21 protein-coding genes and 1 pseudogene are annotated in these 19,248 nt (G+C 59.2%); 11 read left to right on the top strand and 11 right to left on the bottom strand.

Annotation, left to right across the window (positions count from 1 at the left end; all coding sequences use genetic code 11):
- The first annotated feature begins 1,355 nt into the window (after nucleotides 1–1,355).
- Both DXD77_RS03130 and DXD77_RS03135 read left to right on the top strand, forming a co-directional pair.
- Entirely contained in the window at nucleotides 1,356–1,982 is a 627-nt protein-coding gene (locus DXD77_RS03130; RefSeq protein WP_117638280.1) for a DUF1648 domain-containing protein, read from the top strand.
- Nucleotides 1,983–2,533: 551 nt separating this feature from the next.
- Nucleotides 2,534–2,707 (top strand): ribbon-helix-helix domain-containing protein, encoded by a 174-nt coding sequence (locus DXD77_RS03135; RefSeq protein WP_199408993.1) that lies wholly within the window; start codon nucleotides 2,534–2,536, stop codon nucleotides 2,705–2,707.
- Between the two features lie 40 nt (nucleotides 2,708–2,747).
- Here DXD77_RS03135 and DXD77_RS03140 read toward each other — a convergent pair whose 3' ends face one another.
- Genes DXD77_RS03140 through DXD77_RS03165 form a run of 6 tightly spaced genes read right to left on the bottom strand, consistent with a single transcriptional unit; the run spans nucleotide 2,748 to nucleotide 7,422 of the window.
- Nucleotides 2,748–4,136, bottom strand: coding sequence for a sensor histidine kinase KdpD (locus DXD77_RS03140; RefSeq protein ID WP_117647708.1), 1,389 nt, complete (start codon nucleotides 4,134–4,136; stop codon nucleotides 2,748–2,750).
- Nucleotides 4,137–4,162: 26 nt separating this feature from the next.
- Nucleotides 4,163–4,825: a response regulator transcription factor gene (locus DXD77_RS03145; protein ID WP_117647710.1), complete on the bottom strand. Its 663-nt coding sequence runs from the start codon at nucleotides 4,823–4,825 to the stop codon at nucleotides 4,163–4,165.
- Nucleotides 4,826–4,870: 45 nt separating this feature from the next.
- Nucleotides 4,871–5,095: a hypothetical protein gene (locus DXD77_RS03150; RefSeq protein ID WP_147325413.1), complete on the bottom strand. Its 225-nt coding sequence runs from the start codon at nucleotides 5,093–5,095 to the stop codon at nucleotides 4,871–4,873.
- A gap of 16 nt (nucleotides 5,096–5,111) precedes the next feature.
- Entirely contained in the window at nucleotides 5,112–5,927 is an 816-nt protein-coding gene (locus DXD77_RS03155) for a lantibiotic ABC transporter permease (protein WP_117647714.1), read from the bottom strand.
- On the bottom strand, nucleotides 5,927–6,697 hold the full coding sequence (locus DXD77_RS03160; RefSeq protein ID WP_117647716.1) for a hypothetical protein: 771 nt from the start codon (nucleotides 6,695–6,697) through the stop codon (nucleotides 5,927–5,929). The genes DXD77_RS03155 and DXD77_RS03160 overlap by 1 nt, the downstream gene beginning before the upstream one ends.
- The gene (locus tag DXD77_RS03165) at nucleotides 6,694–7,422 is read right to left on the bottom strand and encodes a lantibiotic protection ABC transporter ATP-binding protein (protein ID WP_117647718.1); all 729 of its coding nucleotides are present in this window, start codon (nucleotides 7,420–7,422) and stop codon (nucleotides 6,694–6,696) included. The genes DXD77_RS03160 and DXD77_RS03165 overlap by 4 nt, the downstream gene beginning before the upstream one ends.
- Before the next feature lie 321 nt (nucleotides 7,423–7,743).
- Here DXD77_RS03165 and DXD77_RS03170 point away from each other — a divergent pair, with 321 nt between their 5' ends.
- From DXD77_RS03170 to DXD77_RS03195, 6 genes are all read left to right on the top strand, one after another.
- The gene (locus tag DXD77_RS03170) at nucleotides 7,744–8,535 is read left to right on the top strand and encodes a CDP-alcohol phosphatidyltransferase family protein (RefSeq protein WP_233506725.1); all 792 of its coding nucleotides are present in this window, start codon (nucleotides 7,744–7,746) and stop codon (nucleotides 8,533–8,535) included.
- Between the two features lie 66 nt (nucleotides 8,536–8,601).
- On the top strand, nucleotides 8,602–9,036 hold the full coding sequence (locus DXD77_RS03175) for an FHA domain-containing protein (RefSeq protein ID WP_006236002.1): 435 nt from the start codon (nucleotides 8,602–8,604) through the stop codon (nucleotides 9,034–9,036).
- Between the two features lie 3 nt (nucleotides 9,037–9,039).
- A complete protein-coding gene (locus DXD77_RS03180; RefSeq protein ID WP_117564796.1) occupies nucleotides 9,040–9,924 on the top strand; it encodes a MerR family transcriptional regulator in 885 nt (294 codons plus the stop codon).
- Between the two features lie 21 nt (nucleotides 9,925–9,945).
- Nucleotides 9,946–10,491, top strand: a complete 546-nt coding sequence (locus DXD77_RS03185; RefSeq protein ID WP_117564797.1) for an adenine phosphoribosyltransferase — start codon at nucleotides 9,946–9,948, stop codon at nucleotides 10,489–10,491.
- Between the two features lie 59 nt (nucleotides 10,492–10,550).
- Entirely contained in the window at nucleotides 10,551–11,636 is a 1,086-nt protein-coding gene (locus tag DXD77_RS03190; protein ID WP_199408994.1) for a C40 family peptidase, read from the top strand.
- A 175-nt stretch (nucleotides 11,637–11,811) separates the two neighbouring features.
- The gene (locus DXD77_RS03195) at nucleotides 11,812–12,678 is read left to right on the top strand and encodes a DegV family protein (protein ID WP_117564799.1); all 867 of its coding nucleotides are present in this window, start codon (nucleotides 11,812–11,814) and stop codon (nucleotides 12,676–12,678) included.
- 73 nt (nucleotides 12,679–12,751) lie between these two features.
- Here DXD77_RS03195 and DXD77_RS03200 read toward each other — a convergent pair whose 3' ends face one another.
- Both DXD77_RS03200 and DXD77_RS03205 read right to left on the bottom strand, forming a co-directional pair.
- A complete protein-coding gene (locus DXD77_RS03200) occupies nucleotides 12,752–13,363 on the bottom strand; it encodes a DUF1836 domain-containing protein (protein ID WP_199407935.1) in 612 nt (203 codons plus the stop codon).
- Nucleotides 13,364–13,578: 215 nt separating this feature from the next.
- On the bottom strand, nucleotides 13,579–14,517 hold the full coding sequence (locus tag DXD77_RS03205; protein ID WP_117646533.1) for an NAD(P)/FAD-dependent oxidoreductase: 939 nt from the start codon (nucleotides 14,515–14,517) through the stop codon (nucleotides 13,579–13,581).
- Nucleotides 14,518–14,634: 117 nt separating this feature from the next.
- On the opposite strand from DXD77_RS03205, the gene DXD77_RS03210 reads away from it, so the two are divergent.
- Complete coding sequence (locus DXD77_RS03210) at nucleotides 14,635–15,936, top strand: glycosyltransferase (protein WP_117564801.1); 1,302 nt, start codon at nucleotides 14,635–14,637, stop codon at nucleotides 15,934–15,936.
- 461 nt (nucleotides 15,937–16,397) lie between these two features.
- On the opposite strand, the gene dut is transcribed toward DXD77_RS03210, so the two are convergent.
- From dut to DXD77_RS03225, 3 genes are read right to left on the bottom strand one after another with little or no spacing between them, the layout of a single operon-like run.
- Nucleotides 16,398–16,841, bottom strand: a complete 444-nt coding sequence (gene dut / locus DXD77_RS03215; RefSeq protein ID WP_117564802.1) for a dUTP diphosphatase — start codon at nucleotides 16,839–16,841, stop codon at nucleotides 16,398–16,400.
- Nucleotides 16,842–16,845: 4 nt separating this feature from the next.
- A complete protein-coding gene (gene nrdR / locus DXD77_RS03220; protein ID WP_055285168.1) occupies nucleotides 16,846–17,289 on the bottom strand; it encodes a transcriptional regulator NrdR in 444 nt (147 codons plus the stop codon).
- Between the two features lie 51 nt (nucleotides 17,290–17,340).
- The gene (locus tag DXD77_RS03225; RefSeq protein ID WP_117564803.1) at nucleotides 17,341–17,790 is read right to left on the bottom strand and encodes a LysM peptidoglycan-binding domain-containing protein; all 450 of its coding nucleotides are present in this window, start codon (nucleotides 17,788–17,790) and stop codon (nucleotides 17,341–17,343) included.
- 163 nt (nucleotides 17,791–17,953) lie between these two features.
- Here DXD77_RS03225 and lexA point away from each other — a divergent pair, with 163 nt between their 5' ends.
- Together lexA and DXD77_RS03235 are read left to right on the top strand one after the other, a co-directional pair.
- Nucleotides 17,954–18,598 carry a transcriptional repressor LexA gene (gene lexA, locus DXD77_RS03230; protein WP_147324160.1) on the top strand — a complete coding sequence of 215 codons (645 nt, stop codon included), beginning with the start codon at nucleotides 17,954–17,956 and terminating at the stop codon, nucleotides 18,596–18,598.
- A pseudogene (locus DXD77_RS03235) lies at nucleotides 18,598–19,248 on the top strand (heparan-alpha-glucosaminide N-acetyltransferase); the annotation flags it as partial. The gene lexA and the pseudogene DXD77_RS03235, both read left to right, overlap by 1 nt.

A 19,248-nucleotide genomic window follows, 5' to 3' on the forward strand; every position in this document is an offset into this window, starting at 1 on the left:
GAAGGCTGCAGCGAGAACGAGCGTACAAATCCATACGGCCTTGTCTCTTAGGATTAGTTTGAGAAGAAGTCGACAGTACATTTGGAAGCACCTACGTTCCTCAAAGAATTGTTAGATTAAAAGTAACAGACCGGATGAAGATACGTGCGACGGGGGCGAGGCGAATGGCTGAGCGGTATCGATATGCGGGTTCAACAGTATCACATTGGCCACATAGATTTTTAACTTGCATTTCTAACAGTTAAGGAGACGGGTGCTTTCCAGCACACTCCTTCGATGATGCCTTCCGCTAGTTGCTATGCCGGTTTCAGCCAACAAAGAATGTGCCCGGGCGCTCAGGTTCACCGTTAGCGTTGGCAACATATGAGATGGGCCAGACCCTTGCCGCGCGCCGATTGCGCGAGAGGTGTCGGGCTCCATGTTTATTCCACCTGCTTGTTATCAACCAGCTTCGTTCAACGTCAGACATTCAAGATGTCAGACGTCGAACCTGCGCTAAAGACGCAGCTGGGGCTACTAGTTGCCTACAATCGCTCGCGAAGCTCACCTGTTCGTGCGTGAATGTCTGACAGCTCCGTCAGACATTGTCGGACATTTGATTGTTCGACAAATGCGCACGTGGTCGCGTTCGCAAAGATAACTGAACGGTCGATGGGTGCGTTGAGACCGGAGCAAACGGCGGATGACAGAAAAATGGCCTCACAGAATCGCACCCATGGTTGATAAAATTGACCGCCCGGGCGCAAATACCCGGGCGGTCAATTCATCCCCTCGTTCGCGATCCTGTTGGGTTTTGGGGCTTTGACATGTTGTTGACGGATGGATCAGCCGTACAGCTTGATCTCCCGGGGTTCCATGTGGTCGTCCCCCAATAAGACGTCCCTGATGTAGCCCTGCGGCAGGAACTCGACGGGCAGCACTGGGTCGTCGACGTAGCCGGGCACCGGGAGTAGGCGTGGCCTTTGAACATAGCGTGGCCGCCTGCCGGCGGTCGGACTGCCACTTCAGCCAAAAGCTCAGGCGCGCGCATTAAAATAATGAATATATCGCTTGATAGGCTTTTGACCAAGCATGAACATCGCAGGTAAATCCGTGTACCAATTTTTGGTATACGAATTTACCTGCGGTTTACTGAAAGCTCTGACATGCACTGTCGACTTCATTAAAATCGATTGCCGATCAAGTCTTCCTATATATGCGAGCCCTGAGAAACTGCGCTGTGAACCTGAGACTGCTATCGATCGGCCCGGTGCACCGGGCCGCTGTCCTCGAGCCGGCATCAGCTTGCCGGTCTCAAAACGTATACTTGATTTAAGGCGGAGTGGAATGTGGGCGCGCAAGGAGATGCGGAATCGATGAGAGCCTCAAAAAAAATTACTGCAGTGTTATCATCTTTCATCCTCTCTATTCTTCCATTTCTGATTCTATGGGCGGCTTGGTCAGTCCTCCCTGATACAATTCCCGCTCATTGGAGTGGGGGTGTGGTTGATCGATGGGGTAATAAGCTTGAATTGCTGGTTGTTCCGCTGTTTTCCCTGATTGGTTCTATTGCAATTTCTGTGTACCTTATTGTTTCCACGCGGCGAAGAGAGTTCGCGGATTTCTCTGTTCGAATGCGACGGGACTTTGTTGCGTGCTATATTTCTAGTCTTCTTTTATCGACAACCTGCTCAGTGATAATTGCCGTTTGGGTTCAGTTGATTCTTACGCAAAGCACTGCGGTTGATGGGGGGCTTGGACTATCGATCCTGTATTCCCTTCCCGGGCTATATGTGATCTTGTGCGCTTTGCCGCCTTTTTATGCGAGCGGCGAGAGCAAAAAGGCAGAGCGCCTGATAACAGTTCTTATTGGCGGCGCGGAGATTGTTCTTTGTGGAATAGTGCTTGAAGGTTCGGCTGCCTCTTATGCGATGATTGGACTGATGATTCTGTTCTGTGCGTTTGAGATTGTGTCACTGGTAAGGGATAGCCGGTCCTTATGAGTTGAATTACGCGCGTGCGGATATAAAGGGTGGCATGTTAAATTTGTTGAAAACTCTGACATGCGCTGCCGACTTCATTAAAATCGATTGCCAATCAAGTCTTCCTATATATGCGAGCCCTGAGAAGCTGCGCTGTGAACCTGAGACCGCTATCGATCGGCCCGGTGCACCGGGCCGCTGTCCTCGAGCCGGCATCAGCTTGCTGGTCTCAAAACGTATGCCGTCCGGTACGACCAACAGCCGAGTCTTGCGCCCAGTTCGAGCAGCGCCAGAGCCCCGTGCCGGAACCCACGCAGCCGATGGCAGGGGAATTCAGCCGCGGCCATCGAGGAGCCGACCCAGGGACGGCGCCCCCAGTCCTCGAAAGATTTCCACCGCCCCCTACAGGCCTGGATTGATTTAACAGTTGATTTAATCTGGCTGAACAAGCCGAGCATGGGCCGGTTGACAAAATGTAAGGTAAAATAGCAGATACGACCGTACGCCGGTGCGGGGTTCGGGTGATGTGATAGAAAGTAATACACGTATTACATCTAACCGGGAGGTGCATCATGGCAACCGCCACCGCAGCCCTGAGAACCCCCGAGGACCTCGCGAACAGGTACGACCGCCTGGCGAAGTCGACGGGCCGCACGAAAACCTTCTACATGACGGAGGCGCTTGCCGCAGAGATAGGCAGGCTCGAATACGAGTACGGCCTCATGAATTATCCGGGAAGCGTTTGATTGCGAGGCACGCCGGTGTGGGGGCCTGAGTCGTCAGGCCTCACAGGGGGACCGCGATGGTGACCACCGCGCCGCCCGAGGGGCTGTTGGCGAGCGAGACGGAGCCCCCGTGGGCGCTCGCGGCCTCGGAGGCGACGTGGAGGCCGAGCCCGTAGTGGCGGCCTCCGTCGCGCGAGGAGCGGGACGAGTCGTCTGTGAAGAGGCGCTCGCAGCCGCGTTCGAGGGCGGCGGGAGAAAAGCCCGGTCCGTCATCGGCCACCTCGATGACGAGGTGTCCGCCCGCGACGTCGCAGGAGACCGCCACACGCGAGCGCGCGTGCTCGGCGGCGTTGGCCACGAGGTTCGCGGCGGCTCGCGCCAGGGCGGTTCGGTCGAGCGGGGCCTCGGGCGCGTCCGCGACAGCGGGGCCCGTGGCCGCGTCGAGCGTCACGCCTCGCGCCCGGGCGATCTGGGCGGCCTCGGCGAGGACCTGTTCGCAGAGCTCGGCCGGCCGCATGGGGGCCCTCTCCGCCCCGCCGGACCCGCGCGAGGCCTCGATGAGCAGGCGCACGTAGCCGTCGAGCCTTTCGACACCGCCGGCTATGTCGCGCGCGGCGGCCGAGAGGTCGCTGTCATTCTCGTCTTCCAGCTCCTCCGCCACGAAGTCGGCGTTGGCGCGCAGCACGGTGAGCGGCGTCTTGAGATCGTGGGCGAGCGACGCCATCTGCTCGCGCTGCCCCCGCTCCGCGGCCCAGCGGGCCTCGAGCGACTCGGCGAGGGAGGCCCGCATGGCGTCCATCGCGGCGAGGACGTCGTTCACCTCGCGCACGTTGGTGCTGCCGACCGCGAAGTCGAGCTCCCCCGCGCCGACGCGCCCCGCCGCCTCCGCGAGCGGCGCCATCTTGCGCGAGATCACGCGGCTCGCACGGCGCGCCACGAGCGCGAGCGCGAGCGCGCTTCCCACAGCGGCGCCGACGAGCATGAGGTTCTGCGGGTTGGGAAGCAGGCTGGCGAGATCGCGCGAGACCCACTGCGGCAGGTACTCGCTGACGAGTGCGCAGGCCCCGCCGCCCTTGAGCGGGAACGCAGCGTAGGTGAGGCCCGAGCCCCCGCCCTCGATCTCCACTGTGCCCGGATCCGCGGCGAGTGCCGTACGAGCCATTTCCTTCGCGTCCTCGAGCCGCGTGCCCTCGAGGTCTGTCATCAGCACGTTTCCGTCCTTGTTCAGGATGAGGTAGCGGTACGCCGTCGGCACGTCCTGCTGTCCGCAGACGCCGTCGCGTGCCAGGCCCTCCGCGACCTCGCGCGCATTGGCCGGCCCCCAGCTTGCCTCGTAGACGAAGCCCGCGTTGATCGCTGCGGAGAGCGCCATGAACGAGGCGAGCCACGCCGTGGCGACCGCCGCGAACGCGTAGGCGAAGTAGCGCGCGATGACGAAGGAGAGCGGCATGCCCCCGCGACCTCGCGCCCCGGTCCTCAGAGCTGCCACTTGTACCCCATCCCCCAGACGGTCGCGATCGGATCGGCACCGGCCTCGGAGAGTTTCCTCCGGGCGCGGCTGACCTGCATGGATATGGCCGCGTCGTCGGCGTCGCTCTCCCAGCCGAGCACCGCCTCGCGGATCTGCGCGCGGCTCATGACCTGCCCGGGGTGGCGGGCGAGGTACTCGCAGATGGCGTACTCGGTGGGCGTGAGCGGCACGGCCTCGCCGCCCACGGCGAGGCCGCGCGCCCCGAGGTCGATCCGCACCTCCCCGAAGATGAGGGCGTGCGAGCGCGGCCGGCGCTCACGGCGTAGATGGGCCGCGACCTTGGCACGCAGCTCCGCGGCCCCGAAGGGCTTGCGGACGTAGTCGTCGGCGCCCAGGCCGTAGGCGGCCACGGCGTCCTCCTCGGCCACGCGCGCGGTCAGAAAGACGATGGGGCCGTCGAAGTCCGGACGGATCTGCCGCACGAGCTCGAAGCCGTCGAGCCCCGGCATCATGACGTCGCAGAGCACGAGGTCGAAGCGCGAGAGGTCCATCCCCGGGACCGCCGTCGGGTCCGCCGCCCTGACGACCTCATGGCCATCGCGGCCGAGGACGCGCGCGAGCGCGTCGAGGATCGCCCGTTCATCATCCACTGCCAGTATCCTCGCCATGTTCGACCTCCTGAAGCTTCCGTCGGAATTGTACTAGCGCCGCGCTCAGCGGTCCAGAGTCCTGCGCGCAGCCGCGGGTGCCTGGGCCGCGTCGCACGCGCGGTAGCGCACGCCCGAGCCGCCGCGCGCCTCGATCTCGAGCCAGCCCTCGCCGTCCGACTCCCGCCCGAAGAAGATGAGCTGGAGCTCTCGGACATTGCCCCTGTCGTCCGCCGCGTCGAGCAGGGCATTCCCGCCCAGGACGAGCGCTGCGGAGAGGAGGGCGAGCATGGCGGCGAGCGGCCTCCTACGCATCTGCCCTCCCGTCCTCGAAGCGACAGAACCAGGCGAGAAGGACGGCGTCGGCTGCCAGGGTGAGCACGAGGCCAGCGAGCGCAGTCGTGAGGAGTGGGCCCGCCGCGCGTGCGGCGTCGATGAAGGCCTCCACCCCGAGCGACCCCAGGCGCGCGGGCCAGGCGAGCGGCACCCAGCTCAGGGGCGTCGCCAGGGCACCGGTGAGCTCGCCGGTCATGAGACCGTGCGCAAGTCCGCCCACTGAGAAGAACGCGAGGAGCATCCCCGCCGCGCCGGCGCCGATGGTGGCGTTGCGGCCGAGGCGCAGGGCCACGCCGAGCCCCAGCGCGTAGAGGGGCAGGCTGCCCAGCACGATGCCCGCCCAGGCGGCCGCAAGCGGAGCGGGCCCGAGCGGCAGGCGCCCGGCGACGGCGAGCACGGCCCCGAAAACGCCGAGCGCCACGGCCAGCGCGCCCGCGCCGAGCGCCGCAAGGGCGAGCAGCTTCGCCGCGACGGCGCGCCCGCGCGAGGGGACCGCCGTGAGGTTGGCGAGGCGCCCGGCAGCGCGCTCCTCGTCCACGGCGAGCCCGCAGACGATGGCGGACATGAGCGGCATGAGGGCGCCGAGGAACTGGGCATAGGCGTCCGCGCCCAGCGCCGGGTCCCATCGGGTTACGGAGAAGTACTCGCCGCAGGCAAGACCGGCTGCCAGGCCGCAGGCGAGGTGCACCGCCGAGAGCGGGGAGCGCGCCAGGCGCAGGGCCTCGGAGAGCAGGGCCCGCGGGAGAGTCATGCGCGGCGTCGGGTCGGAGAGTCGTGTCATGGCCATCACCGCTCCTCGGAGCGCGCGAACCAGGCCGCGCCCGCCGCCGTGAGCGCAGCGAACGCGAGCGCGCAGACCGCAAGGCCCGCCATCGTGAGCATGCCGTCCGCCGTGAGCGCCCCGCCGAGCGCCATGTCCGCCGCGAGCGGCTCGCCGCTCGGCAGCACGGGAATGAAGCGCGTGGGGATGACCATGCTCGCCGACGGCGGAAAGAGCTGCGGCAGCGGCATCAGCGACCAGGCGAACCCACCCACGAGCTGCGCGGCGAGCGGGCAGAAGATGCCCGCGAGCATGCCGAGCCGCGCCGTGAGGAAGAGCCCTGCGGGGATCATCCACGCCGCGGTCACCGTGTTGACGAGCGCGCAGAGGAGCATCGTGAGCGTGCCCGCGGCCGTGAGGCCCTGCGAGGAGAACGCCGATCCCGCGAGGTAGATGCCGAAGACCACGAGGTTCGAGAGCGTGCAGAGCGCGAGGCACCAGAGCGCCTTGGCCCACCAGGCGCGCCCGAGCGGGAAGCCCAGGCCCAGAAGCCCCCGCATCCGCGTGCGAGCGTCCGCCCGCGCGACGCACGCCACCACGAGCGAGAGACACACGGGCAGGAAGAGCGCGTACCAGTAGTTCCACGCGCTGAAGATCTGCACGCCCCGGTAGGGCATCGCGCCGAGCAGCGGCATCGGCAGCGCCATGAGCACGGCCAGGCGAACCGGTGCCGCGTGGCGCGACTTCAGGGCCTCGGCGCGCAGGGCCGCGAGCAGGCCGCCTTTCTCACCCGTCATGCCGCCACCTCCCCGCGCGCTCGTCGCCCTTCCCGACAGAAGCTCATGAAGAGTTCCTCGAGGTCCTGCCCGGGCCGAAGCGCATCCTCGTAGGCGAGGCGCCCCCCGCAGATGATGCCGATGGTGTCCGCCATCTGCTGCACCTCGGAGAGGATGTGGCTCGAGACGATCACCGTCGTACCCGCCGCCGCGAAGCCGCGGATCTGGTCGCGCAGCTCCTCGATGCCGATGGGGTCGAGCCCGTTGGTGGGCTCGTCGAGCACGAGCAGGCGTGGCCGGGCGATCAGCGCCAGCGCGAGCCCCAGGCGCTGCCGCATCCCCATCGAGAAGCGCCCGGCGCGCTTCTTCCCGGTGTCCGCGAGGTCCACGGCGGCGAGCACCTCATCTATGCGGCTCTCGGGAAGGCCCAGCAGCGTGGTGCGCACGCGCAGGTTCTCGCGCGCGGTGAGGTTGGGGTAGAGCGGCGCCTCCTCGATGAGGCTGCCGATTGCGTAGAGGTCCTCGCGGCGCCAGGCGTGCCCGGCAAAGAGGATCTCCCCGGCCGTCGGCCGCAGCATCCCGCAGATCATCTTGAGCGTTGTCGACTTGCCGGCGCCGTTGGGACCGAACAGCCCGTACACCTCGCCCTCGCGGATATGAAGGCTCACGTCGGCCACGGCGTCCTGCGCCTGGTCGCCGCGGCCGAAGCGCTTGGTGAGCCCACGCGTCTCGAGCATGTAACCCATGGGTTTATCCTTTCTCTTCCGGGAGCGCGGGCCGAGTCACCGTGCCCGCGCGCCTTACCTTTCGGGTTCACCATCCATGGTGGGGCGCGTTTCTAACGAAGCCATAACGGCCGTTGGGTTCTTTTGGCGCCAACCCTTCTCGACCCGTACATCATGATTAATTTGCTTAAGGCAACAACTTTCCCGATCGATGTAATCACCGAATCAAAACGTGTACATCACCCTCCAAAACCGACATTTTTCGGCATGTTTGGAGGCTGATGTACACGAATGTGAAATCCACCGCCGCCCAAAAGCGCCTTCCTCATGTCTGGACTCTCTATGCTTACGCTGGATAGACATCGCCGGAACGGGTATAGTAGCGAAAGTTTTGTCGTTAACCAGCGGGGGAGTCCTGTGGGCATCAAAAAGAAGATCAAAAAGAAGATCAAAAAGGAGCTTATCGGCACTTCCGATTACCCGTCGAATAAGATCTTTACGATCTCCAATTTCATCACCTTTACGCGACTGATCCTCACCCTGGTATTTCTGTACCTGTTTGTGACGGATAACAACCGCGTCATCGCCATCGTTATCTACGCCGTTGCCGCCTCTACCGACTGGATGGACGGTCAGATCGCCCGCATGACCAAGACGGTCTCGTGGCTCGGCAAGGTCATGGACCCCATCTGCGACCGTGCGCTGCTGTTCACCGGCGTACTTGGGCTGGTGGTCCGCGGAGAGCTGCCCATCTGGGTCTGCGTGCTCATTATTGGCCGCGACATCTATCTGGGCATCGGCACGCTTATCGTTCGTCATTATCACCGTCGCCCCATCGATGTCGTCTTTCCCGGAAAGATTGCCACTGCACTGCTCATGACCGGCTTCTCGCTCATGCTGCTCGGGTTCCCCGTTATTGACGGCCTGCATCTTTTACCTTCAACCCTTACGGCCTTCCCGGGCCTCAACGGAAGCTCGGTGCCCCTCGGCATCTTCTTTGTGTATGGCGGTGTGATCTTCTCCATGCTCACCGCTGTCATCTACTCCATTAAGGGCGGAGCGGCCATTAAACAGGCTCTCGCGCATCCCGAGGACGAGGACATCGACTTTCTGAACCCCGAAATCGAAGACTGATTCGTTGGGGTATGATTACGTACGGTTCATTATTTGCGGCACGTCCGCGATAAGTTAGGGGTTGTCATGGACAACATGGTTAACAATATGCCTCAGAATGATAAGACTGCTGACGCTACCTGCGTATTCCGCGTGCCTTCAAGCGACGTCACCGTTCCCGACCTCATGGCCAACGTGCGCATCACCGCCCCCGTTCTGTCCATCGTCAAGGGTCCGCAGACTGGTGCCGCCTTTGAGCTCGAGGACGACGTGACCACCATCGGCCGCGATCCTGCGAACGGCATCTTCCTCAATGACATGACCGTATCGCGCAGCCACGCGCGCATTATCCGCGAGGGCCTCGGCGCTCGCATCGAGGATCTGGGCTCGCTCAATGGCACCTGGGTCGACGGTGCCATCGTCAATGCAGCCCCGCTGCACGACGGTTCTTCCGTCCAGATCGGTACGTTTACGCTCATCTACCACGAGAGCACGCCGGAGCGCATCGAAACCGGTGAGTAGGGCATGGCCGAACGCAACTATCTGAGTATCGGCCAAGTCGTCAACCTACTTCGAGGCGCATACCCCGATCTTTCGAACTCAAAAATTAGATTTCTAGAAGATGAGGGGCTCATTACCCCTCATCGTACGCCTAAGGGATACCGTCAGTACTCTAAGGAGGACGTTGATCGCCTGGAGGTCATCCTGCATTTGCAGAAGACCCGCTACATGCCGCTCAACGTGATTAAGCAGCGCTTGGAAAACGCCACGGACCTGTCAACGCTCGCTTACGAGGTGGGCTTGCTGTCCGATGTTCCGCTCAAGACGGAGCCCAAGGAGACTAAGCAAAAGCTGCATCCCATTGAGACCATTCCCGATATGCTGGGCGTCGAGATTTCGTTTATCCGCTCGCTCGCCGAGAACGACCTCATTCGCATCATCAAGAGTCCGCAGAATCGTGAGCTCGTCGATGGCCGAGATTTCCCGATTATCCGTTACTGCTCGGAGCTGTCGCGCTTCCACATTGAGCCGCGCAACCTGCGTCAGTACGTATCGTCGGCAAACCGCGAGTCTTCGATGTTTGAGCAGGTTCTCGTGAGCATGCTCGGCATGGATACCTCCGATGACGAGCGCGACGCCAAGCTCGAGCGCGCTTTCAAGAAGCTGCACGACCTCACCGAGGGTGTGCACACCGCGCTCCTTAAGAACCGTGTCTTTGAGTCGCTCAACGCCGTGGTCGAGGACGCTGACATCGATGCTCTCGATGAGGAGATCGCGCGTTCCGAATCCACCAAGGCTAAAAGCGATGGGGCAAGCGTCCCCGCGGTTGCCGCGCACGACGAGTCGCTCGTGCAGCCGTCCAAGGTCGTCGTCCCCTCGCATAGCTCGTCTGCTAACACGAGTAAATAATCGCCGTCCATCCGGCAATCCATGAAAGGTCACAAAGTGTACGACTTCGAATCTCATATCGTCGACATCCCCGACTATCCCGAGCCCGGAGTCGTGTTTAAGGACATTACGCCGCTCTTTGGCAATCCCGAGGCTCTGAAGGCCATGGTCGATGCGCTCGCCGAGCATTTTGCTGGCATGGGCATTACCAAGGTCGTCGGCCCCGAGGCTCGTGGCTTTATGGTGGGCGTCCCCGTGGCCGTCGCCCTGGGCGCTGGCTTTGTTCCCGCACGTAAGCCGGGTAAACTGCCGCGCAAGACGGTGAGCGAGAGCTATGAGCTCGAGTATGGAACGGATTCTATCGAGATCCACGCCGATGCTATCAGCTCTAAAGATACCGTGTTGATTCTGGACGACTTGGTCGCGACGGGCGGAACCGTCGAGGCAACAGGTAAACTGGTGCGAGATATGGGCGCAAAGCTTGTGGGCTACGGTTGTATCCTTGAGCTTGCGTTTCTCAACCCGCGCAAGAAGCTCACGCCTTCTAACGAGGACGTTGAGCTCTTTAGCCTGGTAACGGTGGACTAGCCGCTACCCTTAGATACCGGAAAGGAAGCTACATGCGCACAGCAAACACGCACAGAAACATGGCACGCTGCGCTGCTACGGCAACCCTCGCTTGTGTTTTGGGCCTGGGCCTCGTGGCTCCGGCTTACGCCGATACCGCATCCGAGCTTGCTGCTGCCCGTACCAAGCTCGAGCAGATTGGCTCCCAAACTCAGCAAATTCATGAAGAACTCTCCGCACAGACGCAGGAGCTTGATCAGACTGCAGGCGAGATCACGCAAAAGCAGCAAGAGATTGCCGAGGGTCAGGCAAAGCTTTCGAGCTACGTTGCCGGTGAGTACAAGACCGGCGGTCTGAGTCTCCTTCAGGTTCTGACGGGCGTCGACGATCTGGGCGACATGCTCAACCGTCTGTTCTATTACGGCAAGGTTTCCGACAAGCAGGCCCAGACCATTCAGGATGTCAAGGACCTTAAGCAGCAGCTCACTGATAAGCAGGCCGAGCAGGAGAAGAACGTCGCCGCGACGCAGAAGAAAGTCGACGAGCTCAACGCCCAGCAGGCCGAGGCTCAGAGCCTCGTCAGTTCCCTGGACTCGCAACTGCAGGCCGAGCTTGCCGCCGAGGCCGAGGCCAATGCGGCGCTGCAGGCCGGCATAAATGCCAGCACAGCCGAAAAGGCCACGGTAAGCAACGACACCGCCGGTACGACCGAGAACACCAACAATGGCGGCGGCACAACCAACAACGGCGGCAACACGCCTGCGCCCGCTCCTGCTCCTACGCCGCAGCCCTCGACGCCCGCTCCGGCTCCGACGCCTTCCGCACCGAGCCAGTCTGTTGACGGCGGCTCCGTTGTTTCGCGCGCCTACAGCAAGCTTGGTTGCGCTTATTCCTGGGGCGGCATTGGACCGGACAGCTTTGACTGCTCCGGTTTTGTAAGCTACTGTCTCACGGGCCGCTACTGCCGTCTGGGCACCACCGGCACTTTCATGGGTTGGACCCGCGTGTCCGACCCGCAACCCGGCGATGTCGTGGTTAACTCCTACCATACTGGCATCTATATCGGTAATGGTCAGATGATCCATGCTTCCGACTACAAGACGGGCGTCATCATCAGCTCCGTCGCAGCCGGCATGAACAACAACTACATTTTCGTGCGCTACTAAGTCACTCTGCATAGCAAACGAATGTGAACCTCGTGGCCTTTGGGCTGCGAGGTTCATTTATTTGTGACCGTGCTCCATACATGATCCCAATGAGCTAGTTTTCAATACTAGATGCACGTTTCAAAGGTAAGCAAGATGGCTATAATAAATGAGAAGCATCTAGAAAGGACCCTCTATGAGCTGGGCACTTATCTCCGATTCGAGCTGCAACCTCCGCGATTGGCAACCGACCGCGCCCCATACCACCTTTGCATATGCACCCCTTAAAATTCGAGTGGGGGAGCGCGAGTTCGTCGATGACCTCACGCTCAACGTTCACGAGCTCAATTGCGCCGTGCAGGCTGAGTCGAGCGCTTCTTCGAGCGCCTGCCCGAGCGTAGGCGAGTGGACCGAACTCTTTAGGCTTGCCGACAAGACAATTTGCATGCCCATCTCCGAGGGCGTCTCGGGAAGCTACAATGCCGCCGCCACGGCACGCGATTTGGTTCTTGCCGAGGATCCGAACCGTCAGATTCATTTGGTCAATTCACGCGGAGCCGGCGGCAAAATGGACCTGATCTTCCTGCTGTTCGACCGCTATCTCGCAAGCAACCCCAACGTCCCTTTTGAGGAAGCCTGCAGCTATTTTGATGAGCTGGAACTAAACAGCAAGATCCTCTTTAGCCTGTGCAATTACGAAAATCTCGCCAAGGCCGGACGTATTCCCAAGGCAGCTGGAGTTATCGCCAATAAACTCAACATTCGAGTTTTAGGCACGGCAAGCGAGGAGGGGGAGATTAAGCTCGTCGGTCACACCCGTGGCGAAAAGAAGATGCTTGGCAAGATTGTCGACACCATGGAGGCCGAGGGCTTTACCGGCGGCGAGGTCGTAATCGACCATGTCGAAAATGAGGCGGGCGCCCAGGCACTTGCCAGCCGCATTGTGGAGCATTGGCCCGGTTCCAAGACCATCATCATGCCCTGCAACGGACTGGATTCATACTATGCCGAGATGCACGGGCTCATTATCGGCTACGGCATGGGCGTGGCTTCAGGCCAATAGCGTCCAACTAAACAAAAACACGGGCGGGGCAAAGTGTCTGATGACTCTTTGCCCCGCCCTTCTTATACGTCGGTTAGCTATTAAACCCATTGAACTTTAGGTAGCTCATTAGATACGCCTTCGATACAAAAGACGATACTGCACTGCGAACGAGCAGCGACTCGCGAGTGACCTGATGAGCCGTATCGGGAACAGGAACCTGCTCAATGGAAAAAGCCGCACGAATCGATGCCTCGAGCTGATCAATCACATAATCAAAGGCGGTCGGTGCATCATAGCTCAGGCGCTGAATGTTAAAGAGTGCCTGAACCGCAGCGATGGGCAGCACCTGCTTAAAGATACAAATGGAGATGAGACGCGCAATCTGCTCGCGACCATATTGCTTTTTAACCGGAGCGGGAACGAGGCCGACCTTTACGTAGTTATTGATCATCGATGGCGTAATGACGGGCTGTTCCACACAAATCGAAAGCGGCTCCATCCACAGCTCGATGTACTCAATGACCTGGTCACGGTAGAGCGTTACATTCGGCAACTGGTTATAGCGCGGCAGGCTGAGCGTATTGAGTTTGCGGACTATATCAGACTGGATAAATGCATCAGGTAGCACCGTTGGCTGAATATCCTCTGGGCTAATGCTAACCGACGTATCGGACATAGGAATGACATGTTTAACGTGATTCATATGGTGCCTCCGTTCGTTTTCAATATTGTATTCTAGATTATCTAGTTTTACATACCACAATGAACGGTATGATCGTCGGCTTTGGCTCGAGTCCGGCCGCAGGATAACTGGCTTGTTTTTGCACAACAAAACGTCCAGCAGCAACGTTGCCTCAAGCTCGTTACTGCTGGACGTTTAAGTAAAAAAACAACCTTACATAATATATATTATCGTACTTATCCGCGTAGAAAAGCGTATGCGCTGGTAGCCGCTATGGCTCCGTCCGAAACGGCGGTCACAACTTGACGTAAACGCTTGGAACGGATATCGCCGGCAGCAAATAAGCCAGGCGTGCGGGTGGCCATCGATTCGGCGGTCACAATACCGCCGTCGGGCGCCAGATCTACCAGATGCTCTACAAACTCGGTATGGGGCTGCGTGCCAGCATAGACAAAAATGCCAAACGAACCAGGATCAAAGGACTCAGCGTGCATTTCACTAGTCGCATTGTCCTTAAACGTGATTGTCGTGGGCATCGCCTCACCAGAAAGCTCAACAATACTAGTTTGGTACCTAACTGAAATATTATCTTTTGCGAGCACCTTTTGAACCACGCCATCGGGGGCACGGAACTGATCGCGGCGCAAGACGATGGTCACGCTGCTGGCGATTTCTGACAAGAACAGGGCTTCCTCGCAGGCAGCATTACCGCCACCGATGACAAAGACCTGTTTACCGCGAAAGAACATGCCATCGCACGTCGCGCAATAAGAAACGCCACGACCGCGATACGTATCCTCGCCAACAAAACCAGCAGATCGCGGCGTGGCACCCATGCAAGCGATAACGCTCGAGGCCAGCGTATCGCCCATATCGTGATGCACCGTAAACAGCGCCGCATCCGCATCGTAATCGATACCCGTAACCATGCTCCATGTAACCTGTGCTCCCAGGCCCTCTGCATGTTGCTGAAACCGCTCGCCGAGTTCGGCGCCACTCAAGAGCGGAATGCCCGGATAGTTCTCGACCTCATTGGTTGTGGCGATCTGTCCTCCCGACATACCTTGCTCAATCACGGTCGTCGTTAGGTTGGCGCGCGCCGCGTAAATGGCTGCAGCATAGCCCGCAGGCCCGCCGCCGATAATCGCAACATCGATCGGCTGATGAGTAGTCATGAAGAGACCTCCTGTCGAAAGATTGGCGTTCTTTGCGCTCATACCCAAATTTATGCGAACGTGACACTCATGCACTACAATGATTCTCTGTGAAACAAAGATGAAGGGGAGATATCGATGGATCAGACGCAGACGAGCGACGACGCTCCCCTGCTCACGCACAGCACTCCCCAATCGGAACAAACCACGCTCTTGGCTCAGCAAAAACCTCTCGTGACTATCGTGCACGCCTCGGTCGGCTCGGGCCACAAGGCCGCCGCAAATGCGATTGCGCAGGCATTCGACCTCATCCGCGGCACCAATGGCATCCCAGAGGATGTTGAGATTGAAGTGCTCGATATCCTTGATTTTGGACGCATAAAATTCGACGGCAACAAAACGGCCGCCTCGTTTACCGGCGCCACGCGCCCAATCTATGACTTGACCTGGCGTTATACCCTTACCGGACACCTGCTTTGGGGCGGTGGCACGGCATGGTCGCGCATCATGTTCCCCGCATTTAACGAATACGTTCGAACTCGCAGGCCCATTGCCGTGGTAGCCACACATATCACGGCAGCCAACGTCGCCGTCGGCGCGCGCGTCATTACGGGCATCGACTATCCCGTCATTTGCGTACCGACCGATTACGAGGTCGAGGGTTGGTGGCCCCATAAGGACACCGACCTATTCTGCGTAGCAAACGAGTTTATGGCCGAAACACTCCGACCCCGTAAGGTTCCCGAGGCAAAGATCCGCATTACGGGCATCCCCATTCGCGCCGGGTTTGATACGGACTACAACCGCGAGGAAAAACTCGAGAAGTTCAATCTCCCCACAGACAAGCTCGTTGTGCTGGTGATGGCCGGCGCCAGTTTGCCTCAACCGTACGTTCGCTTTCGCGCGGAGATGGACCGCACCCTCCCCTTCCTGCGCAGCTTCGAGGACATGCACTTTGTCTTTTTGCCGGGCAAGGATGCCGAATATGCCACCCGTCTCAAAACGCTTTTCGATGCCATGAAACTCGAGAACGTCACGGTTCTTGACTACGTCGATGACATGGCAGCGCTTATGCACGGCTGTGACCTGGCAATCCTCAAATCTGGCGGACTCACTGTTACCGAATGCCTGTGCGCACACCTGCCTATGATTCTGCTGGGCAAGTCATATGGCCAGGAAAAGGCCAACACCACCATGCTCACCGGCATGGGCGCCAGCATGCATGTCACCACGGCGCGAGAGCTCATCGTAACCCTGCGCCACCTGCACGATCATCCCGAATCGCTCAAGGCACTACTCATTAACGGCGAAGTGCTGCGCCGTCCACGCGCAGCCGAGGATATCGCCATCGCAACCATGGAACTTGCAGGCAAGCCCCAAAAGCGCAAACGAGCCTTCTGCCGCTTCTACTGGGGCGAAAAACCAGCGCATATCCGCTAGCGTCTTAATGTCCGCTGCTCGGCGGGAGCCGCCCATATATCATTCCATGCTCAAACATTCTCGCTGCGCTGCGAAACTGCGCGTGGAACGATATATGGGCGGCTCCCGCCGAGCAGCTACGTTTACGTACTAGCAACTACAGCGGGTTCGCCCCAGTAGAAGCTGCGAAGGTGGAACCAAATAATCTGATAATAGTTAGCCGATGCTACAAAGGGATTGTTCCTTTGTAGCATCGGCTAACTAGAAAGATTATTTATCTCAAGCATTTAGCCCTTTCGCCTGAGCCCCATACATATCGTCCCGCGCGCAGTTTCGCAGCGCAGCGAGAATGTTTGAGCACGGGATGATATGTATGGGGCTCAGGCGAAAGCGGGATCCATGCGCCCCTGCGAAGCGAGAATGTTTGAGCATGGGATGATATATAGGCGGGTCGGGCCGGTCAGCGGAAAGTACGTAAACGACTAGGATACGCCGCTAGAACCGAAACCGCCGGCTCCTCGATCGGTTTCGTCTAGTTCGTCTACTTCTACGAGATTGACTGTGGGGACTTCTTGGATGACGAGTTGGGCGATGCGGTCGCCTTTGTTGATCTGGATATTGTTGGTGGGATCTAGGTTGATGAGGATGACCTTAAGCTCACCTCGATAGTGGGCGTCGATGAGACCGGGCGTGTTGACTATAGACAGGCCTTGCTTAATGGCTAGGCCGCTGCGGGGTTGGACAAAGCCGGCGTAGCCATCGGGCAGCGCAATGGCCAAGCCAGTGGAGACCAAACGACGCTCAAAGGGCTTGAGGGTGCAGTCTTCGTTGGCGCGGAGGTCAAGACCGGCATCTGTGGGGTGAGCGTATTTGGGAAGCTCGACCGTGGGATCGAGTCGCTTAATGTTAACGGTAATGTTGGACATGAAATCACCTTAGCTTGTCGAGCTCTTGCAAAAACTCGTCGACGTCTTTGAAATCGCGATAGACCGAGGCAAAGCGAATGTAGGCCACCTTGTCGATCTTGGCCAGGCGCTTGAGCACCATATCGCCCAGTTCGTGGGACGTTACAGCCGTCAGCGTACGCGAACGCAGCTCCACCTCGATATCATCGATGATCTCGTTGAGCTTTTTCGTATCGATATCGCGCTTAATCGTGGCGCGCATCAGGCCGACCAGCAGCTTGTTGCGATCGAACCGCTGCTTAGACCCGTCGGATTTGATAACCTCGATGGGATCTTCGCAGCGCTCGAACGTCGTAAAACGATAATTGCACGAACAGCATTCGCGACGACGCTTGATAGTGTTGTTCGACTCCTGCATACGGGAATCGACAACGCGGGTATGTGCCTTGCCGCATTTGGGACAGCGCATGGTACCTCCTCTTAAACGATAACAAGGGTACCATGCGACCGAGCGGAAATCTTACGAACGAGCCGGAACTTTCAGAACTGCACCAGCATCAAGAGAGCCACGATCGAGGTGATTGACGCTACGAATCATGTCGGAAGTCTCCTGCGTGGAAAGGCCATCGATGGGATGCTCCTGGGCAAGCGACCACAGAGAATCGCCGGACTGCACACGAACCGTCTCGTAGGTAACGTTGGCTACGGAATCGGCATATGCTGCGTGACGAGCAGAAAAGACTGACGTGGCGAGCACAAAGAACAAGGTGAATGCTACAGCAACAGCAACAATCGTCGAGGCCTTCAGGGCAACAGGAGCCGAAGCAGCGGCCGCACGCTGGGTGCGAACGGGTTTAGTGGCCACGGCCTGAAAATGGGAGCGTCCACCCTTCACGACCGTGAAGGCAGGCGAGGCAGGCGCCTCGAGCTTAAGAGCAAGGTTTCCCTGGACCATATCCGCTGCGTTCATTCTGTTCTCCTCTCGTTTGTTTTGACGAGAACTGTTTTATCAAGCCGCGGGGACAAAAAAGTCTAGCGCGGGAACGAGTGTTCGGTTATTATTATCTTCGAACAGTTGTTCCTGTCAAGCAAAAATAGAACATTTGTTTGGTATGGGTAGAGAGGAACCCCTGATGGCTCGCAAAATTACCAAGCGTCAGCAGCAAATTTACGACTTCATCAAGGAATATCAGCAGGAGAAGGGCTATCCGCCCAGTGTACGCGAGATGGCTTCGGCTGTGGGCCTTTCCTCCCCTAGCACCGTACATGCGCACCTCTCCGCGCTGGAAGCACGCGGCCTGCTCAAGCGTGACGCCACCAAACCTCGCGCTCTCGAGCTCTTTGACGAGGACGGATCTTCCGTCTCCATCTCGAAGTCCGATGAGCCCACGGTGCCCCGCGGCACCGTATCGCTGCCTCTCGTAGGCCGTGTCGCCGCAGGGATTCCCATCCTTGCCGAGCAGAATATCGAGGACACCTTTACCATCCCAACCGAGATCGCAACAGAACAGGGGTCCTTTATCCTCGAGGTCCACGGCAATTCGATGATTAACGTCGGCATCTATAACGGCGACTACATCATCGTTCGCGAGCAGAAGAGCGCCATGAATGGCGAGATTGTCGTGGCCATGATCGATGGCTCCGCAACAGTCAAAACATTCTATAAGGAACAGGGACGCGTTCGCCTGCAGCCCGAAAACGACACTATGGAGCCTATCTACGCGACAAATCCCACGATTCTAGGCAAGGTCGTCGGTTTGATGCGCCGGTTTTCGTAATGCAAAAACGCATCACGGTCTTTGATACCATTCGCGGGTTTACCATGCTGTCGATGGCGGGATTTCATGCCTGCTACGACCTTGCCTACCTATATGGTTGGAAGATGCCCTGGTTTACCCAGACCATCTTCCAAGACATCTGGCGAGCCAGCATCAGTTGGGTATTTTTGTTTATTGCCGGCTGGATGTGCACCCTCTCGCGCAACAACATCAAGCGTGCCGCCAAATATGCCGTAGCCGCTTTGGTCGTATGGGTCGCAACGACGCTCGTCTCAGTCGATGACTCGGTGAACTTCGGCATCATTTTCTGCATGGCGGCGTGCACCGCCATTGTTGCACTCGCGCGCCCGGTTCTCGATAGAATGCCGGCAGTTTGGGGTATAACGATTTGCCTCATACTCTTTGCCTGTACCTGGAGCATTCCTAAAGCGGTCTACCCTATCCCCTATCTAGCTTGGCTGGGGTTCCCAAGTCCAGACTTTGTCTCCGGTGATTACTATCCGCTCATACCCTTCTTATTTATGTACCTCACAGGCTTCTTTGCCGCGCGCACGGCTCAGAAAGCAAACTGCGAGGCACCAGCATGGGCCTATGAAAATCCCATCCCGGCGCTCGCAAGCCTCGGACGCCATGCACTGCCGTTCTACCTG

Origin of the sequence: Collinsella sp. TM09-10AT (genome assembly GCF_003436275.1) — a bacterium.
Lineage (GTDB): Bacteria > Actinomycetota > Coriobacteriia > Coriobacteriales > Coriobacteriaceae > Collinsella.

Excerpts from the sequence above, each read along its gene's own strand:
- DXD77_RS03130 (WP_117638280.1), top strand. The coding sequence starts at position 1,356 with ATGAGAGCCTCAAAAAAAATTACTGCAGTGTTATCATCTTTCATCCTC.
- DXD77_RS03135 (WP_199408993.1), top strand. The coding sequence starts at position 2,534 with ATGGCAACCGCCACCGCAGCCCTGAGAACCCCCGAGGACCTCGCGAAC.
- DXD77_RS03140 (WP_117647708.1), bottom strand. The coding sequence starts at position 4,136 with ATGCCGCTCTCCTTCGTCATCGCGCGCTACTTCGCCTACGCGTTCGCG.
- DXD77_RS03145 (WP_117647710.1), bottom strand. The coding sequence starts at position 4,825 with ATGGCGAGGATACTGGCAGTGGATGATGAACGGGCGATCCTCGACGCG.
- DXD77_RS03150 (WP_147325413.1), bottom strand. The coding sequence starts at position 5,095 with ATGCTCGCCCTCCTCTCCGCAGCGCTCGTCCTGGGCGGGAATGCCCTG.
- DXD77_RS03155 (WP_117647714.1), bottom strand. The coding sequence starts at position 5,927 with ATGGCCATGACACGACTCTCCGACCCGACGCCGCGCATGACTCTCCCG.
- DXD77_RS03160 (WP_117647716.1), bottom strand. The coding sequence starts at position 6,697 with ATGACGGGTGAGAAAGGCGGCCTGCTCGCGGCCCTGCGCGCCGAGGCC.
- DXD77_RS03165 (WP_117647718.1), bottom strand. The coding sequence starts at position 7,422 with ATGGGTTACATGCTCGAGACGCGTGGGCTCACCAAGCGCTTCGGCCGC.
- DXD77_RS03170 (WP_233506725.1), top strand. The coding sequence starts at position 7,744 with ATGCTTACGCTGGATAGACATCGCCGGAACGGGTATAGTAGCGAAAGT.
- DXD77_RS03175 (WP_006236002.1), top strand. The coding sequence starts at position 8,602 with ATGGACAACATGGTTAACAATATGCCTCAGAATGATAAGACTGCTGAC.
- DXD77_RS03180 (WP_117564796.1), top strand. The coding sequence starts at position 9,040 with ATGGCCGAACGCAACTATCTGAGTATCGGCCAAGTCGTCAACCTACTT.
- DXD77_RS03185 (WP_117564797.1), top strand. The coding sequence starts at position 9,946 with ATGAAAGGTCACAAAGTGTACGACTTCGAATCTCATATCGTCGACATC.
- DXD77_RS03190 (WP_199408994.1), top strand. The coding sequence starts at position 10,551 with ATGGCACGCTGCGCTGCTACGGCAACCCTCGCTTGTGTTTTGGGCCTG.
- DXD77_RS03195 (WP_117564799.1), top strand. The coding sequence starts at position 11,812 with ATGAGCTGGGCACTTATCTCCGATTCGAGCTGCAACCTCCGCGATTGG.
- DXD77_RS03200 (WP_199407935.1), bottom strand. The coding sequence starts at position 13,363 with ATGAATCACGTTAAACATGTCATTCCTATGTCCGATACGTCGGTTAGC.
- DXD77_RS03205 (WP_117646533.1), bottom strand. The coding sequence starts at position 14,517 with ATGACTACTCATCAGCCGATCGATGTTGCGATTATCGGCGGCGGGCCT.
- DXD77_RS03210 (WP_117564801.1), top strand. The coding sequence starts at position 14,635 with ATGGATCAGACGCAGACGAGCGACGACGCTCCCCTGCTCACGCACAGC.
- dut (WP_117564802.1), bottom strand. The coding sequence starts at position 16,841 with ATGTCCAACATTACCGTTAACATTAAGCGACTCGATCCCACGGTCGAG.
- nrdR (WP_055285168.1), bottom strand. The coding sequence starts at position 17,289 with ATGCGCTGTCCCAAATGCGGCAAGGCACATACCCGCGTTGTCGATTCC.
- DXD77_RS03225 (WP_117564803.1), bottom strand. The coding sequence starts at position 17,790 with ATGAACGCAGCGGATATGGTCCAGGGAAACCTTGCTCTTAAGCTCGAG.
- lexA (WP_147324160.1), top strand. The coding sequence starts at position 17,954 with ATGGCTCGCAAAATTACCAAGCGTCAGCAGCAAATTTACGACTTCATC.